The organism is Natrialba sp. INN-245 (assembly GCF_009807105.1).
GTDB classification, from domain to species: Archaea; Halobacteriota; Halobacteria; order Halobacteriales; family Natrialbaceae; genus Natrarchaeobius; species Natrarchaeobius swarupiae.
Genome location: NZ_WUBV01000016.1, coordinates 73,483 through 89,633, shown reverse-complemented (window position 1 = coordinate 89,633; position 16,151 = coordinate 73,483). Strand labels below are relative to the sequence as shown.

Annotated in this window: 11 protein-coding genes and 2 pseudogenes; 9 read left to right on the top strand and 4 right to left on the bottom strand. The window is 61.1% G+C overall.

Annotated features, from left to right (window positions below; genetic code table 11):
- The first annotated feature begins 105 nt into the window (after nt 1–105).
- The 5 genes and pseudogenes from GRS80_RS04730 (at nt 106) to GRS80_RS04710 (ending at nt 6,812) form a co-directional block, all read left to right on the top strand.
- The gene (locus tag GRS80_RS04730) at nt 106–987 is read left to right on the top strand and encodes a DUF6159 family protein (RefSeq protein WP_200840323.1); all 882 of its coding nucleotides are present in this window, start codon (nt 106–108) and stop codon (nt 985–987) included.
- Between the two features lie 721 nt (nt 988–1,708).
- Nucleotides 1,709–2,170: pseudogene (locus tag GRS80_RS04725) on the top strand (P-loop NTPase); the annotation flags it as partial.
- Between the two features lie 1,109 nt (nt 2,171–3,279).
- Entirely contained in the window at nt 3,280–4,167 is an 888-nt protein-coding gene (locus GRS80_RS04720) for a ParA family protein (RefSeq protein ID WP_160046560.1), read from the top strand.
- Nucleotides 4,164–4,577 carry a hypothetical protein gene (locus GRS80_RS04715; RefSeq protein WP_160046559.1) on the top strand — a complete coding sequence of 138 codons (414 nt, stop codon included), beginning with the start codon at nt 4,164–4,166 and terminating at the stop codon, nt 4,575–4,577. Before GRS80_RS04720 ends, GRS80_RS04715 begins: the two co-directional genes overlap by 4 nt.
- Nucleotides 4,578–5,528: 951 nt before the next feature.
- Complete coding sequence (locus GRS80_RS04710; RefSeq protein ID WP_343161449.1) at nt 5,529–6,812, top strand: tyrosine-type recombinase/integrase; 1,284 nt, start codon at nt 5,529–5,531, stop codon at nt 6,810–6,812.
- Between the two features lie 458 nt (nt 6,813–7,270).
- On the opposite strand, the pseudogene GRS80_RS04705 reads toward GRS80_RS04710, so the two are convergent.
- Nucleotides 7,271–8,056: pseudogene (locus tag GRS80_RS04705) on the bottom strand (IS630 family transposase); the annotation flags it as partial.
- Between the two features lie 320 nt (nt 8,057–8,376).
- On the opposite strand from GRS80_RS04705, the gene GRS80_RS04700 reads away from it, so the two are divergent.
- Nucleotides 8,377–8,742 carry a universal stress protein gene (locus GRS80_RS04700; RefSeq protein WP_343161451.1) on the top strand — a complete coding sequence of 122 codons (366 nt, stop codon included), beginning with the start codon at nt 8,377–8,379 and terminating at the stop codon, nt 8,740–8,742.
- A gap of 78 nt (nt 8,743–8,820) precedes the next feature.
- Here GRS80_RS04700 and GRS80_RS04695 read toward each other — a convergent pair whose 3' ends face one another.
- Both GRS80_RS04695 and GRS80_RS04690 read right to left on the bottom strand, forming a co-directional pair.
- Complete coding sequence (locus tag GRS80_RS04695; protein ID WP_160046557.1) at nt 8,821–10,038, bottom strand: CBS domain-containing protein; 1,218 nt, start codon at nt 10,036–10,038, stop codon at nt 8,821–8,823.
- Between the two features lie 157 nt (nt 10,039–10,195).
- The gene (locus GRS80_RS04690; RefSeq protein WP_160046556.1) at nt 10,196–10,834 is read right to left on the bottom strand and encodes a phosphoribosyltransferase family protein; all 639 of its coding nucleotides are present in this window, start codon (nt 10,832–10,834) and stop codon (nt 10,196–10,198) included.
- Between the two features lie 147 nt (nt 10,835–10,981).
- Here GRS80_RS04690 and GRS80_RS04685 point away from each other — a divergent pair, with 147 nt between their 5' ends.
- Nucleotides 10,982–12,460 (top strand): AMP phosphorylase, encoded by a 1,479-nt coding sequence (locus GRS80_RS04685; RefSeq protein WP_160046555.1) that lies wholly within the window; start codon nt 10,982–10,984, stop codon nt 12,458–12,460.
- Nucleotides 12,461–12,597: 137 nt separating this feature from the next.
- Nucleotides 12,598–13,239 carry a dienelactone hydrolase family protein gene (locus GRS80_RS04680; RefSeq protein WP_160046580.1) on the top strand — a complete coding sequence of 214 codons (642 nt, stop codon included), beginning with the start codon at nt 12,598–12,600 and terminating at the stop codon, nt 13,237–13,239.
- 109 nt (nt 13,240–13,348) lie between these two features.
- On the opposite strand, the gene GRS80_RS04675 is transcribed toward GRS80_RS04680, so the two are convergent.
- Entirely contained in the window at nt 13,349–13,786 is a 438-nt protein-coding gene (locus GRS80_RS04675) for a thioredoxin family protein (RefSeq protein ID WP_160046554.1), read from the bottom strand.
- Nucleotides 13,787–14,026: 240 nt separating this feature from the next.
- Here GRS80_RS04675 and GRS80_RS04670 point away from each other — a divergent pair, with 240 nt between their 5' ends.
- Nucleotides 14,027–16,072: a heavy metal translocating P-type ATPase gene (locus GRS80_RS04670; protein ID WP_160046553.1), complete on the top strand. Its 2,046-nt coding sequence runs from the start codon at nt 14,027–14,029 to the stop codon at nt 16,070–16,072.
- Nucleotides 16,073–16,151 lie beyond the last annotated feature (79 nt).

Here is a 16,151-nt window from a genome sequence, read left to right as displayed (position 1 = left end):
TCGTCAGAGATCGATGAATACCGGCTTTGGAACGCGGAAACAACAGCACTTAAGAATGTGCGGTTCGGAGGACGCTTCATGTCACCACAACTAGGCTCTAGTCGCATGGGGTTTTTTGACCGTCTCAAGACTGGCTGGACGCTCACGAAAGACAGTGCCGGCGTCATCCGCAATCATCCACAGCTGCTCGTGTTCCCGCTGCTTGCCGGGATCACGAGCGCCGCGTTTTTCGTCCTCTTTTTCTTTCCGCTGCTGATCGCGAATCTCGTCGGAAGCGGCCTCGAGTACGCCGTGCTGTTCGTCCTCTACTTCATCACGACGTTTTTCAGCACGTACTTTTCGGCAGCGCTCGTCTACGGCGCTAACGAGGCGTTTCACGGTCGCGAACCCGGCGTCGTCGACTGCCTGAAAGGCGTCAGTGATCGGATCGGGCCGATCGTCGTCTGGTCGCTCATTTCGGCGACCGTAAGCGTCATCCTGAAATCCCTCGAGGAATCCGACAACCCGGTCGCATCGATCCTCGCCTCGCTGTTCGCGGTCGGCTGGTCGATCATGACCTTCTTTATTGTTCCGGTGATCGTCTTCGAGGACGTCTCGGTGACGTCGATGTTCAAGCGCAGTGGCGTGACGTTCAAAGAGACCTGGGGGGAGACCCTCGGTGCCGGATTCGGCATCACGCTGATCGTGACGGTACTCGGCATCGTCCTTGCCGTCCTCGCACTCGTGGTGTCGGTACCTGTTGCGGCCGTCTTCCCCGGTCCCGGCATCTTTCTCGCCGTGGTCTTGGTCGGTGGTGTGATGGTCTTTACGTACTTGCTCAGCCAGACGATCTGGGGAATCGCCAAGACCGCACTCTACGTCTACGCCGCCGAAGGCGTAACTCCCGAGGAGTTCGAGAACTTCGACTTCGAGACGCTCGGGGGTCGAGCGGAACGGTCCGCCTCGCCCGACTCGAAGCGCACGTCCGAACCGTGGGCTGACGACTGATCGGGGCTGTCGGTCCTGTCTGGTTCCGTCGTCACTCGCTGTCGGTGAGTTGACTGCTCAATTCGTCGCGGACAGTCCCAGGACGACGAGAAACGCCGCTTCTCGAGGTCCTGTTTTTCTTTCGGTGAGCCGATCGAGAGTACCTGTCCAATATTATTGGATATTTTCACACGGTTCGTCAACAACAAATCCTCGAGTATCGGTGGTGGGGTGTTCTCTCAGACAGAAGCTACTCGGTGTGTTTTAGGGTCGACGAGAGTGACTGTGTTTCAAAGCGAGGATGGGAGTGGACGAAGCAACCCAAGAGGACGTGGAAGAAGCTATTCACGAACTCGAGCAAGAGGCGGAGCCAGACGATATCATCGTTGCCGACGAGTAGGGGGCGGGAGTATTCTAACCGTCGCTGGTCACGCTCCTGGTGGCGAAACTGTTGGGATCCGTTTCGCGATCGATAGCGTTGACTGGACGACCACGGGAGTACCTCGATACCGTCGTCGAGAATTGACAGGGAGTACCGCCCCCACCCGACGGCCTCGGCCTCCCGTTCGTCGTGGCTGTCTGTCGATTCGTTGCACGAACACGATAACACAAAATAAAGCACATGCCCTCGCCTTCAGGCGGGTGTCGAGCGGTAGGCAATGCCGATCAACTACCGGCTACTGCCTGTCTGGGGTCTCCTCGAGGACGCGCTTCTCGCCTTCAAGGACCAACGGCCGTGTTGCGAGGGCCGATGGTCGACAAGATCCTCATCCAGCTCATCGAGGAGGTCGAATGGGGGAACCTCGACTATCTCGTGGTCGACCTCCCCCCTGGAACAGGTGACGCCCAGCTGACGCTGCTCCAGACGCTCCCGGTCACCGGTTCCGTCGTTGTGACGACGCCCGAAGAGGTCGCTACCGACGACGTTCGAAAAGGTATCGAGATGTTCCGAAACCACGACACCCCAGTGCTCGGGATCGCCGAGAACATGAGCGCGTATCACTGCCCCGACTGTGGGTGCGAACACGCGCTGTTCGGCACCGGTGGCGGCCGGGAGGTCGCCGAAACGTACGACGTCCCACTGCTCGAGGAGATCCCGATGAACCCCGAGATCAGAACACGCAGCGACGATGGCGCGCCGGTCGTACTCTGGGAGACCGATGCCTCGGAGTCGTTCGAGGACCTCGTCGAGTCGGTGCGATCAACCGCGCCGACGTCGCCGGAATCGATCCCGACGATCCATCGCGGGACGAGCTGACGACACCGACAGCGTACGGCGGCCTCGAGAACGGGGACGAAACGCCGTCGGCGACCGACCACGACAAACCGTCCGCTGCAGACTCTCTCGAGGCGACACCTGACGCGGTCGAAGACGACGACGAACCGCTTGATGACGGCGACGAGCGCGTGACCGCTGACGCGGACGAACGAGATGGCGATGAGGAGGAGGAAACGCGTTCGTTCGGCGGCCTCGACGTGTCCGATAGACGGTAAGAATATATCGTCTCTCTTCCGACCCTGTGCATGGAGAGACCCGACGTTCCAGTTCCACCTGACAACCGAGTCGCTCTTGAGGCCCTTTCGGTGCTCTCGTCATAGAGTCGAACTGCGGCTTGAGTAGTTCTTGAATGGTGTCTGGACACTCAATTTACAATTAACGTCAACGGCTGGTCCATACGACAGATTTCAGTTGGTTCGCCGAAGGTCGTTGAACGAGATTGAATTTCGATTCCTGACACCTTCGAGATCTGATGGGTCAGGACGTGTTCTGTTTTTCACTACGTTGACTTCACTGGGCGAGCCGGTCGACTGCAACTAACCGAAGTGAGGTCGCTACCTGCACCGGCTACTCGAGAGACGAGAGATTTAGCAGATCAATTAGCTTCGGTGGGTGAGATACCTCCGGTGTCTAACGCATCTCCGCTGTCCAACTCAGCAGATTCCAGCACTGTAGCCACCTCACACTACCGATCTCGCTCACCTGATGTGCCGACTCTAACTGTCCAGGGTGGTTTAGCTAGCTTGGATAAGTTACCCGAACCAGGTAAATAGCATGGGTCAGGTAGGCCAACTGAACCAGCTGAACAATTCGACTCAGGTAAAATTTCTGACTTAGGTGAGAAACCTGGCTCAGGTGGTGCACCTATTTAGCCTTAGCCACCTATTACCACTATTTCATCTAGGGGACTTGGTCCACCTGTGGGAGCTACCTACGGTAGAATTAAGTGCGAGACGATACGTGTGGAGAATGTCCGTCGAAACAGAAACTCAGGGTACAATAGGTACCTGAGGTGTAGCGGACAACGTGATACAATGGGAACGACGAACGCACCACGGGCCGTAAGCGTGGTCATTCTGAAAGGCGGAGTCGGGAAGTCAACAACGTCGATGAACCTCGCGCGCCAGCTCGCCGAGCGAGGGAGGACCCTGTTTGCGGACCTCGACCCGAACGGTCACGCGACGAACGGACTCGGCTATCAGGACGCATACCAGAGTGACATCAACCTCGGTGACGTACTCCTCGACGGTGACGCGACGCCGGGGGATCTCATTCGAGAGACCAAGTACGAATTCGATCTCCTCCCGTCGTCCGATACGCTCGAGGACGTCGAGAAGGATCTCGCGGGGGCCATGCAGGGGTCGGCTCGCGTCAAATCGAACATCGTCGACCCGCTGTTGGGAGATCGCTACGACTACATCGTGTTCGACTGCCCGGCGTATCCGGGGATGCTCAACAACAACGCACTCGTCGCCACCGGGAACGTCATCATCCCGATCGAACCCGGCTCGAGTGCGATCGGCGGATACAAACGAACGATGGAACGGCTGATCGAACCCGCACGCGAGTACATCGATGTCGACGTTCTCGCGGTGGTGCCGAACAAACTCTCCGATCGGATCGACCACCGGACCGAAGACCGCGAACTCCTCGAGAATCTCAATACGGCGACCTACGAGGTAAACGACGGTCAGCCGCTCCAGGAGGTCGTTCCCGAGTTCGCACGCATCACGGGCGAGGAGTTCGATCGGATCGACGACGGTGAGATGCAGGCACCGAAGCCGGGGATTCGCCACCGATCCGCACTCTCCCGGTCGCTCCAGCACAACCAACCGTTACAGGACTACGCACCGGAGAGCGACCAGATCGACTGTTACCGCGAACTCGCGGAGATCGTCTCGAATGGGGGGATCAGCCGATGAGCGATAATCCGTTCGACGACCTCGGCGACGACGGTGAGACGGCAACTGAATCTGGCCTGGAGGGCGACCGAAACGGGGCCGATACCGGTCGGCCGGCGTCGGAACCTGCGGGTTCGGTACCAGCCAACGCCGATCCCGAACCACAGACGGAGCCGGAACCCGAACCGCCGTCAGAATCCGGACCAGCGTTCGAGTACGATGACGTTCGACAAAAACCTCTCTACGCGCGCGGTGAAACGTGGGATCAACTCGAGGACGAGTTGGGAATTACCGTCACGCCGGAGCTTCGACGGATGGGGATTCGAGACGACGAAACCCGTGAAGTCCACGACGCGATTTTGAAGGTGGCTCTCGACCATATCGACGAAGTAGCCGACCAGATTTATGAGACGCGAAAACGCGCGGAGTAACCGAGATTGGAGGCGTACTTGTCGAACGGTTTCGGCGAACCTCGATTGGAAGCAACCGTAACGAGCCGAACACGAGCTGTCTGTTCTATTCGATCCGAAAATTTTAGATATAATATGTTCGTAGTCTCTCGTGGGTCCACGCCCTGTCCCTGGCGGACACACGGTGCTCCGTAGCGATCGGGGCCGAAGGACATCGGCCGAAGGTACACGACTCGGCCCACCGCGGTTTCGGACCGGCCGTCGTGGGGACGTCCGAGCCGAGGTTGGTGACCGACAGGAATTGATCGCCGGATCGTTTCACTGGGAGCCCCCCAGGGACCACGTGTGGCGCTCGAGGGTCGACGATAACGGCACTCGGCCGAAATCGAGCCGAAGAGCCCACGCGGACGTGGGACGTATACTTCCCCTTTCGGTCGTCGAATCCGTGTTGCAATTGCAATCGGACCGAGGTCCAGAGCGCGGTCGAGAACCGGGGATGTCCCTCTTAGAAGTCGTCACGTCTCGCCGAATACGACATTCTCGTGTTCCCGGCGAGCTGATAGCGGGGCGCACTACTGTGGCCTGTTCGAGGGGCTCGCCCAGCGGGGAGTACGTTGACCGACATCTCGAGCCCGCGGTGGTCGTGATCCGCTCACGCTTCGTGGCGAGACCGTCTGGGCTTAGGACCGGCTGCGAGAGGGATCTATTCAGTCGCTTTGGGGTTTTGCTAGTGGAACGAAGTTGTCCTCGTTGTTGGAGTGTTTCCAGTAGGGGTACCGAATTTGATATAGCGTTATATCGTTTATTTCTGTTGTGGGTCAAGACGTGTCTCACCGGTGTATTTCCGTTGTCTGCGTGGGACAACCGAATACACGATAGGTTTTAGTCACTGTCACGAATACTGAAACTCGTGAAAACGAGCGTATTCGCACTCAGTCGAACGACTGTCACCGCCCTCGAGCAGGTGAGACCGTGAGCTCCGACCGAATTCGATGGTCACACAAGTCCCTCGAGGAGCTCCGAACGTTCTGGAACGTTGAAATCGAACCAGCGCTTCGGCGAAACGGCCACGATCTCGAGGAGCGTCCGGGCTACCAGGACCTCCTCGAGGTCGGCTACGGCGGGATTCAGGACGCACTTCGTCGACACCACGGGATGACTCTCAGTGAGTTTCTCGAGGGCGTCGGATACCCCGATACAGGGTCCATCGATGGGTATCAGTGGGAAATCGAGGACGCCACGACGATCGACGAACTCGAGGGCTTTCTCCGAACCGCTCGTCGACGACGGGGGCTCAGCGAACACACGGTTCGCTCGAAGCGAACGCGTCTCGCTCGTTTTGCCCGGTTGTACCGACGATTACACGAACGTGCGGAGTTCGTTGACCGCACGCGAACCCGTGATACGGCACCGGAGGAGAACGGACGAACGATGGCCGTCTTCGACGAACTCGATCGGCAACTCGATAGCCCGGAGTCGAAACTCCACCACCTCAGCGACGTCAACGACTTTTATACGTACTTACGGACGGTCCGAAACGTCGCAGTTTACAACCCGGTCGCGAACTTTCGCGACTCGGTGTACGAAAAGTGGACGAGAGCAACTCCTGAGCGGGCTAACCGGGATCCACCGGCGCTCGAGACCGCCCAGGTTCGGTCGATCGTCAGTACCTGTGAGGACCTCGAAGACCGATTGCTCGTCCTGGCAACGTGTGCGTGGGGGCTTCGACGCGGCGAAGTCGCTTCACTCCATCACGACCAGTTCGTCCTCTCCGATGACGATCCGCGGGTCGTCTTCGGCGACGGCCGCAAGAACGGCCCGGGCTCGGTGACCCTCCAGTACGGCGTTACAGATCTCGAGTGTCGACTTCGGTCCCTGAGCGAGCGGGATAGCTGGGGTGGATACCTCTTCCCTTCGAGGGCATCTCGAACCGGTCACATTTCCCCGGATACCGTCACGAATCGGTTCAAGCGTCTGGCTCGAGAGGCTGGCGTGGTCGTTCGCGGTGAAATTCCTACGCCTCAGCACGGCCGTCGATTCTGGTATCGAACGTATCTCGATGCGGTCCAGGCGCTCGCTGCCCAGGTCGAACACGTCGCCGAAGAGCAGGGGAGCGCTGATCCGCGAGTCGTCGTAGAGAACTACCTGGGGGAAGAACAGGCCCGAAAACGACGACGAACGGTGATGAGAGAGGCATTAACTGACGCATTTGGCGGATCTGTGAACTCCGAAGAGAGCTCCCGCAAGACGGGATGATAAATCCTACAACGCTATATAAAACCGGGGGTCCTGGATGTTGCGAATGCTCCCATATCTGTGCACGAGATCACCGCCAATATGGAACTATGTCTCGTCTGCTTTGTTGAATAGCTGCTGAACGATGGTTAGAGTGGCTCACAGAGCTTTTGTATGTTGATGATGGCGAACATGAGGCAATTTCACGGAACTGTCGACACCAGCCCAGCGCTCGCACGGCATAGTCAGGTGTTCGGAATGTGCATCAGGAACTGGAAAGGGCGTATTGATACCACAGATACTAGGTGAGAAATAATGGCGGGAGCAGTTCAGTTCAGTCAGTGAAAATACCCACCATATATTCTGGAGGAAAATCTCTAGAAAATAGAGGCGTTGCGTAGAGATATCTCTCACGAGTCGGCGTTCCGCCGTAGTGGTTAACGTAACTTCTTGATGAATTTGCTAAGATGGTTTTCTATTCAGGAACCTGCGAAGCTTAGTCGGTCAGTGAGGTTCGTGAAGATTCTATCGAGGAGGGCGCGGTACTCGTCCGCGCCCTCCACGATCAGGGGCGATGATTCCCATTTGAGACTCTTCCAGACCGGCTCGATTGGATTGAGATGCGGTGAGCCGACGGGAAGAAAGATGAGGTCGATCCCAAGTTCGTGGGCGCGTTTCCGCGTGTGCGCACAAATGTGTGACGAGAAGTTGCCCAAGACGAGCAGAATCCGCTGGCTCGGATTCTGCTCGCGGATCCCCTCGAAACACGCGCAGATCCGTTCTTTCTCTTGATTCGGAGGAAACTGGAGGACGCTCTCACCGTTGAGCGCATAGAACCCAGCCGCTGGTGTATCGATTTTCACCAGCGGCCGGGTGATTGTCGGCTCGCTCACCGTGTAGAGTCGCTGTGAATTATCCCATGGTTGTGGATGCGAGATATCGAAGAACCCGATGGTTGTTCCACCGTCCGTTCGAATATCGTCGTCGACCGTCCCTTCCTCATCACCGTCGTCCTCAGGCTGCTTGTTATGAGGCTCATCTGTCTCATCCTCGGCGAACGCGTCGGAAACGCGTTCGTCGAGGATTTTGTCAGCATTCTCTGGGCGGTCTGGCCCCTCCGTACGCGGAATCGCGTACGAGAGGCCAAGATCATCCAGCAGTCGCGGGAGGTAGTTTGGATGGAATTCGAGGCCAAATTCTTCGTTCAGGAGGTGCTGAATCGAGCCCTGTGTCCAGAAACGTTCTTCGAGGGGGTCAAATATGCGGCGGCAGATGGACCCCACAGTACTCTCTATCGATCGAACCTCGAACCTTGTGCACGTCGAGTCGCGTGGTTTCCGCGCGGAATGTGGCTGTTCGTTGGATTGTCTAGACGACGCGACTGGACGTGTCTGTCAGGTGCGGTCCGAACAGTATCTAACCGCTGAATACGCAAATATATAGTTTTCATACTATGCTAAGCGAGAAAACATATATTGGTTGTTGTACTAAGCAGGACCGTATTTTTGGGTGTCGGTCGTCACGAATCTCGCGGTCCGTGACAAACTCGCCGTCGTGAGGTTGCCAGCGCGTTCACCAGAACTTGATCCGGTCGAAGAGTGCTCGAGACGACCGAACTCGAGATGGCGATACGCGAGCGGAGTCTGCAAGCGTCTCGCTGTGGGATGCAGACCAGCGGCTGACCCTCGAGAGCATCGACGACGTCGAACGGCGAGGTCTCGACTTGCTTGAGGACACAGCCGACGTCGCCGCCGAACACGGACGTGACGTCGAGACCGAACTCCTCTATGGCGATCCGGTGACCGAAATCGCCGACTACGCCGACGAGAAGGGGTTCGACGCGATCTTCGTCAGCCACCGCGGCCGCTCGGAACGGATCGACGCGATGATCGGCAGCGTCGCGAAGTCACTGGTCGAACGGGCGACCGTTCCGGTGACGGTCGTCAGGTGATCCGACTGTCGGATGTGAAACCGACACGGCTCGATCGTTCACCCACGACCACAGCGAACGCTCGCGGTTGCCCGAGCGTCACTCCTCGAGCAGCCAGCCGAACCGCTTCTCCCAGAACTCCTCGCTGGGCGGTTTTTTCGTTCGGCCATAGGTCTTCTCGTCGCGGATCTGTCGTTCGAGGACGTCGCGGGCCTCGTTTATCGCGTGGCTCGCGCCGTAGCCCTCACCGGAAGCGACGAACAGCCCCTGGTCGGTGTGAAGACGAATGCGGGCGAGCAACAGCGGCGTGCCGCGGCGCTTCTCGTCGTGTTCGTGGAGGTGAACTTTCGCGTCGAGGACGTTCATCTTGCCGTTCCGGTCGTCGAACGTCTCGACCATCGAGACGATCTCCTCGTAGGTAACGTCCTCGATCAGGTTGGTTCCGTACACTTGCACGCCGCGGTTGCCACCGGCTTCCCACGTCAGCGAGTCGAGGACGTCCGTCTTAGTGACGATTCCGTGTGGTGAACCGTTTTGGGTCACGACCAGCGACGACCCGCCGACCGCCTGCATCTCCTCGACGGCGACGTCGAGGCTCTCCTCGGGCTGGATCGTCCTGACGGGCGTCGACATCACGTCCCGGATCGGGAGGTCGAGCATCCGGGCGGACTCGCCCTCGCGGGAGCCGTACCCGCCGCGACGGGACCGGGCCATGCTCGAGGAAATCTCGCCGCCGAAGGGGTCGGTTCCGCCAGCGTCGCCGCCCTGACTCTGGACCTCCGCGCGGACCGTCATCGTGGTCACGTCGTACAGACTGAGGATCCCGATCGCCGAATCGTTCTCGACGACAGGCAGGTGCGTGATGCGATGCTCGCGGAACCGATTCAGCGCCGACCCGATCGTCGAGTCCGGGTCGAGCGTGACCAGATCCGCCGACTGGGCCTCGGCAACCGTCGCCGCGTCGAGGTACGGCGTCACCTTCTCGAGGATGGCGTCGGCGGTGACGACGCCGATCAGGTCACGCCCCTCGAAGACGGGAAGCAACTGCGAGTCGCTGTCGATCATCAACCGTGCCACCTCTCGGATGTCCTCGTCGGGTGCCAGTCGGGGGACGTGCCACACCAACGAGCCGAGTTTCTCCGTTGGCTGGCGGTGCGAGCTCGCGAGTTGTCGCCGGGTGACGACGCCCTCGACGGTATCTCCGCGAACGACGACGCCTTCGACGTCGGCGTCGGCGAACGTGCCAACGAGCTTCGATACAGTTGTGTCTGGTGTAAATTCGACGAACTCAGTCGAAACGATATCTTCGATGTTCATGGGTTTGATCGGTCGGTTTGGTCGTCCAGACTGTACGGCCGCGGCCGCGCGTCGATACTCGATCGTTCGAGACCGGCCATCACGTAGTCAGTGGGGTTTTCCACCTGCGGAACGTCCCGGCCGACGTCTCCGTGTCGGGCCGACGTGGTGGCGATCGTCATCGCTCGAGGTACTCCATTGCCTCTTCGTCCGACACCTGCGTGAAGTCCCTGTAGAACTGGCCGACACCACGAAAGCCAGCCGGCGTCTCGAGACAGACGACTTCGTCGACCTGCGCCTGGAAATCCGCGATCGTGTCCGGCGGGCCGACCGGAACTGCGAGGACGATCCGACCGGCGTCGGACGCCTCGAGACGCGAGAGACAGGCCCTGGCGGTCGATCCTGTCGCGACGCCGTCGTCGACGACGACGACCGTCTTGTCGTCGAAGACCGGCGGAGACCGCCCGCTTCGGTAGCGCTCGGCCTTCTTTCTGGCGGCGTCGGCCTCGACCTCGCGTTGCTCCTGGAAGTACGCTTCGTCGGCGTCGGTGACGCGAAACGCTTGCTCGTTTCGCCAGACGCTCCCGTCGCTTGCGACGGCCCCGATCGCGTACTCGGGATTTCCGGGAGCGCCGATTTTCTTCGCGACGACGACGTCGAGCGACGCGTCGAGTGCGTCCGCAACTGCGCGTCCGAGGGGCAGTCCGCCCCGCGGAATCGCGAGGACGAGATCCGCGTCGACGCCCCTGTCGCGGAGTTCCTCGCCGAGCTGTTCGCCCGCGTCCGTTCGGTCGTCGAATCTAGCAGTGCCGTCCATCGGTTCGAGGGAGTCAACGTGACGAGAGATCATATAACAGATGGGCCGGACCACTACCCGGAATCGTCCGATGGGTTGCCCGTGCCCGCCACCTCGAGGGCGACCGGTCGCTCCACTTTTGTCCTCGCGGTGAATCTCGACGAACGAATGCGACTCGAGGCCACTACGATCGACATCGGAACGAGTCGGCCGCTGGTCCTGTTGAACACGGTCGATGCCGACGAACTGGGCGCACACCCGCTCGACCGCGTTCGGATCGCCTGGGACGGGGCGACGACGACCGGGATCGTCAAGCGGACCGACGAACTGGTCGAGGCGGGTACCGTCGGCGTAACCGAACCGCTCGATCACGTTCACGGCGACGTCGAGGTCACGCTCGCGGGGACGCCACCCTCGGTCCGGTGTGTGCGGAAGAAACTGGACGACGTCGAACTCGAGCGGAACGAACTCGAGCGGATCGTCCGGGACATCCACGAGAACCGCCTCTCGGATGTGGAGCTGAGTGCGTTCGTCTCCGCGGTCTACGCGAACGGGCTCTCGCTGGCGGAGACGAAAAACTTGACGGAGGCGATGAGCGGCGTCGGCCAGCGACTACAGTGGGACGCCTCCATCGTCGCGGACAAACACTCGATCGGCGGCGTCGCGGGCAACTGCGTGACACCGATCATGGTCGCGATCGTCGCCGAGGCTGGCGTGACGATGCCGAAGTCCTCCTCGCGGGCGGTGACCTCGCCGGCCGGCACCGCGGACGTGATGGAGGTCGTCAGCGACGTCGAGTTCTCGATCGAGGAGATCGAACGGATCGTCGACGAGACCAACGGCTGTCTCGTCTGGGGTGGCGGCGTCGACCTCTCACCCGTCGACGACGAGATTATCCGCGCTGAGAACCCGCTGTCGATCGATCCCGAGGGGTTGCTGATGGCGTCGGTGCTCTCGAAGAAACGGAGCGCCGGCTCGAGTCACGTCGTGATCGATATCCCCTACGGCGAAGGGGCGAAAGTCGAGAGTCTGGTCGCCGCCCGGGAACTCGCGGACGACTTCAAACGCGTCGGCGACTACCTCGAGATGGATATCCACTGTGCGATCACCCACGGAACCGATCCGATCGGTCGCGGTGTCGGTCCCGTCCTCGAGGCTCGTGACGTCCTCGCCGTACTCGAAGGCGACGGCCCCGAGTCACTCCGGCTGAAGTCGCTCCGACTCGCCGAGATGCTCCTCGAGCACTGTGGCGTCGATGCCTCCGCGACCGAGATCCTCGAGTCGGGCCGGGCACTCGAGCGGTTCCGGTCGATCGTCGCCGCACAGGGTGGCGATCCCAACGTCGAGTCGGCGGATCTCGAGCCCGGCGAGGAGTCGACGACGATACGGGCAGATCGGGCCGGGATCGCGAGTCGCGTCGACAACAGGCAGCTCTCCGATCTCGCCCGGCGCGCCGGTGCACCGCGTGACAGCGGAGCCGGGCTCGTCGTCCACCGGACGGTCGGCGACGAGGTCGAAGCCGGCGATCGGCTGTACACGATCCACGCCGAGACCCGCGCCAAACTCGAGGAAGCGATGTCGTTCGCCGACCAGCTCGAGCCGATACGGGTCCGCAGCAAGGCCGACGCACTGGTCGAACGCCGGTAGCGATCGGAACTACCTTTAAGCAGCGAGAGAATCCCGCCGTTTACGCCGGGCGAGGATGTCACAGGGCGGTGAGTCGCGTCGTGAGTTCCGCCAGCTGTCCCCCTGGCATCAAGGCGTTTCGCGTCGTCGGATCCGGTATGGTCCAGGACCCTGACAGCCTCGTCTCGATTCCGGTCGACGACGTCGAACTCGAGGGCGTACTCGAGATGCCGCCGGACGCGTCGGGTATCGTCGTCTTCGCCCACGGCAGCGGCTCGAGTCGGAAGAGCCCGCGCAACAACTTCGTTGCGGACGTCATCTGCGATCGTGGACTCGCCACCGTACTGTTCGACCTGCTGACCGAGGCCGAAGACCAGTATCGCGAGAATCGGTTCGACATCCCGCTGCTGACCGATCGGCTCGTCGCGGTCACCGAGTGGCTGTGGAACCGTGAGGAGACGCGGGACGCGAACGTCGGCTACTTCGGCTCGAGTACGGGCGCTGCGGCCGCCCTGCGCGGGGCCGCGCGTCTCGAGGACGACATCGACGCCGTGGTCTCCCGCGGCGGGCGCGTGGACATGGCTTCGGCGGTGCTCGCCGACGTTCGGGCACCGACGCTGTTTATCGTCGGTGGGGCCGACACACAGATTCTCGAACGCAACCGCAAGGCCCGCGAGCAGCTGAGCTGCGAGAACGATCTGTACGTCGTCGAGGGCGCGGGCCACCTCTTCGAGGGCGAGGGCGAACTCGAGGAGGTCGCCGACGTCGCCGCCGACTGGTTCGCGGAGACGCTTCCCTGACACCGTTGTTCGCGGAGACGGTCCCTTGACGCCGCTGTTTTCTACATTGAAACGAACTGGCCCTCGATTCGCCCTGAGCGCCAGCGAGCGAACCCGTGAGAAGAATCCGTCAGGCAGAGGTGCTATGTCGGTCGATCAGCTTCTCGAGCTGGCCCTTGCTCTGTGCACCGACCGTCCGCTCGACTGGCTCGCCACCGGCATAGAGGATCAGCGTCGGCACGCCCTGTGCACCCAGCTGCTGGGCCAGTCGCTGGTGACGGTCGACGTCGACTTTCGCGACCGCCGCGTCGCTCTCCTCGGCCAGCGCCTCGATCGCCGGCTCGAGCATCTGACACGGGCCACACCAGTCGGCGTAACAGTCGACGAGCACGACATCGTGTTCGTCGACGACCGCCTCGAGGTGGTCCTGTCCCTCGATCGCGATCGGTTCGGATGGGGTCACTGCCGCGTCTTCACCCATCTCGCCGCCGTTTTCGAGCCGGTGCTGGAGCTCTCGTTTTTTCTGTTCGCGAATCTGTTCTCGCTCTTCCTCGAGTGAGTCACTCATTAGGCTATTGTACGTACTCGCCACCAATAAATTGTGGGGTTTACACAATACTGTTCGGGCAGACGTGCACCGACCGCTGCTGTTTCACCTAATTCGAGGCGGAGGCCCCACCCTCAACGAGCGAGCGGGGCGATTGCCCCCGAGCGAAGTAGGGTAGGGTAGTTTACTCCGGTACGATCTGGATTCCCATCCGAGACGAATCACGTGAACGCTTATCCACGACGGGTTCAAACGAGTCGTATGGAGACGCAATCGGGCCCCGCGCCAGCCGCCGTCGACGAGCCAACGGCGCTGACGGAGCGTCTGGAGATCAGGCGTCAGGGGATCTTCGTCGTTCTCACGTTTTTCGGAATGGTTGGTGGGCTTCTCGGCAGTTGGCTCGGGGCCCCGCCATGGTTCGTCTGGGGCTGTTACGGCACCGCGTACGTCTTCGGCGGCTGGTACGGTCTCAAAGCGAGCATCGAAGCGTTGCGAGTACCCGAAGTGGAGATCGACCTCCTGATGATCGTCGCCGCACTCGGTGCGCTCTACATCGGCGCGCCGTTCGAAGGAGCGATGTTGCTGTTCCTGTTCTCGCTGTCGGGAGTCTTAGAGGAGTACGCCATCGGCCGGTCGCGGACCGCGATCAAGTCGCTGGTCGAGATGCGACCGGAGTCGGCTCAGGTTCTCCGGGATGGAACGGAAGTGACGATCGAAGTCGAGGAGGTCGAGGTCGGCGACGTGTTCGTCGTTCGCCCCGGTGAGCGGCTGCCCCTCGACGGGATCGTGGAGGCTGGTGAGAGCACGGTCGATCAGTCCTCGCTCACCGGCGAGTCGGTCCCCGTCACGAAAGAACCGGGAGACGAGGTGTACAGCGGGACGATCAACGAAACGGGGAGTCTCGAGGTCCGGGTCACGCGAGCGGCCACGGAGTCGGCGATCTCCCGGCTCATCGCCATGGTCGAGCGAGCCCAGGAGAAGCGAGCGCCGACCCAGCAACTCATCGATCGGTTCGAGCAACCCTACGTTCTCGGCGTCTTCGCGATGACCGTGATCGCGATCGGGTTTCCGCTTGCGGTCCTGAATCACGCGTTCGAGCCGACGTTCTACCGCGCGATGACGCTGATGGTCGCCGCGTCGCCGTGTGCGGTCATCATCTCGACGCCGGCAGCCGTTCTCTCGGCGATCTCCGCCGGCGGTCGACAGGGCGTCCTGTTCAAAGGTGGAGAACACATCGAGACGGCAGGGAACGTCGACGCGATCGCGTTCGACAAGACGGGGACGCTGACCGAAGGGAACACTCGACTCACAGACGTGAACGCGCGCGAGAACGCGTGCGCCACCACCGACGGCGGCATCGTCGAGAGCGACGTACTCGACGGTTCGGTCGAAGACGGAACGCTGACGGACGACCAACTGCTGACGCTCGCGGCGGCCGTCCAGTCCCGGTCGGAACACCACCTGGCCGAGGCGACCGTCGAGGCCGCCGAGGACCGCTCGCTCGACGTGCCCGACGCGACCGAGTTCGAGGCAGTCGTCGGCAAAGGCGTCCACGCGACCGTCGGTGAGCAGACGATCCACATCGGCAACCCGCGGTACGTCGAGAGCGTCCTGGACGGGCGACCGATAGACGGCAAAACGGCTGGACTCGAGGCCGTTCGTGAGCTCGAGGCCCACGGGAGGACGAGCGTCCTCGTCGTCAGCGAACCCGCTGATGGCGCTTCGGTCGACGGTCGTCCGACCGTTCTCGGCTGGCTCGCGTTCACCGACACGATCCGACCCGACGCGGCCGAGATGATCGCGAAACTCCGCGAGCGCGGCGTCGAACAGATCGTCATGCTGACGGGCGACAACGAACGAGTTGCCCAGTACATCGCCGACGAACTCGGAATCGACGAGGTGTACGCGGAACTACTCCCCGAGGAGAAAGTCGATCACGTCGAGACGCTTCAGGAGCGTTACGACGCCGTCGCGATGGTCGGCGATGGCGTCAACGACGCCCCCGCACTCGCGACGGCCGATATCAGCATCGGCATGGGTGGCGCCGGAACCGACGTGGCCCTCGAGACGGCCGATATCGTGCTCATGTCGGACAAACTCGATCGGCTCCCCTACGCGTTCGCACTCAGCAAGGAGACTCGACGAACCCTGTATATCAACTTCGCCATCGCGTTCGGGGCGATCGCGATCATGGTGATCGCGATTCTCACTGCCGGGATCCCACTCCCGGTCGCGGTGATCGGTCACGAGGGATCGACCGTCCTCGTTAGCCTGATCGGGCTACGTTTGCTCCGTTTCGACGGCTGATACGGTCTGATGTGACGATTTTCCGATGGAATCCCAGGACTGCTCGCGGTCGCACTGTCACTGACTGACAGCAGTCCGT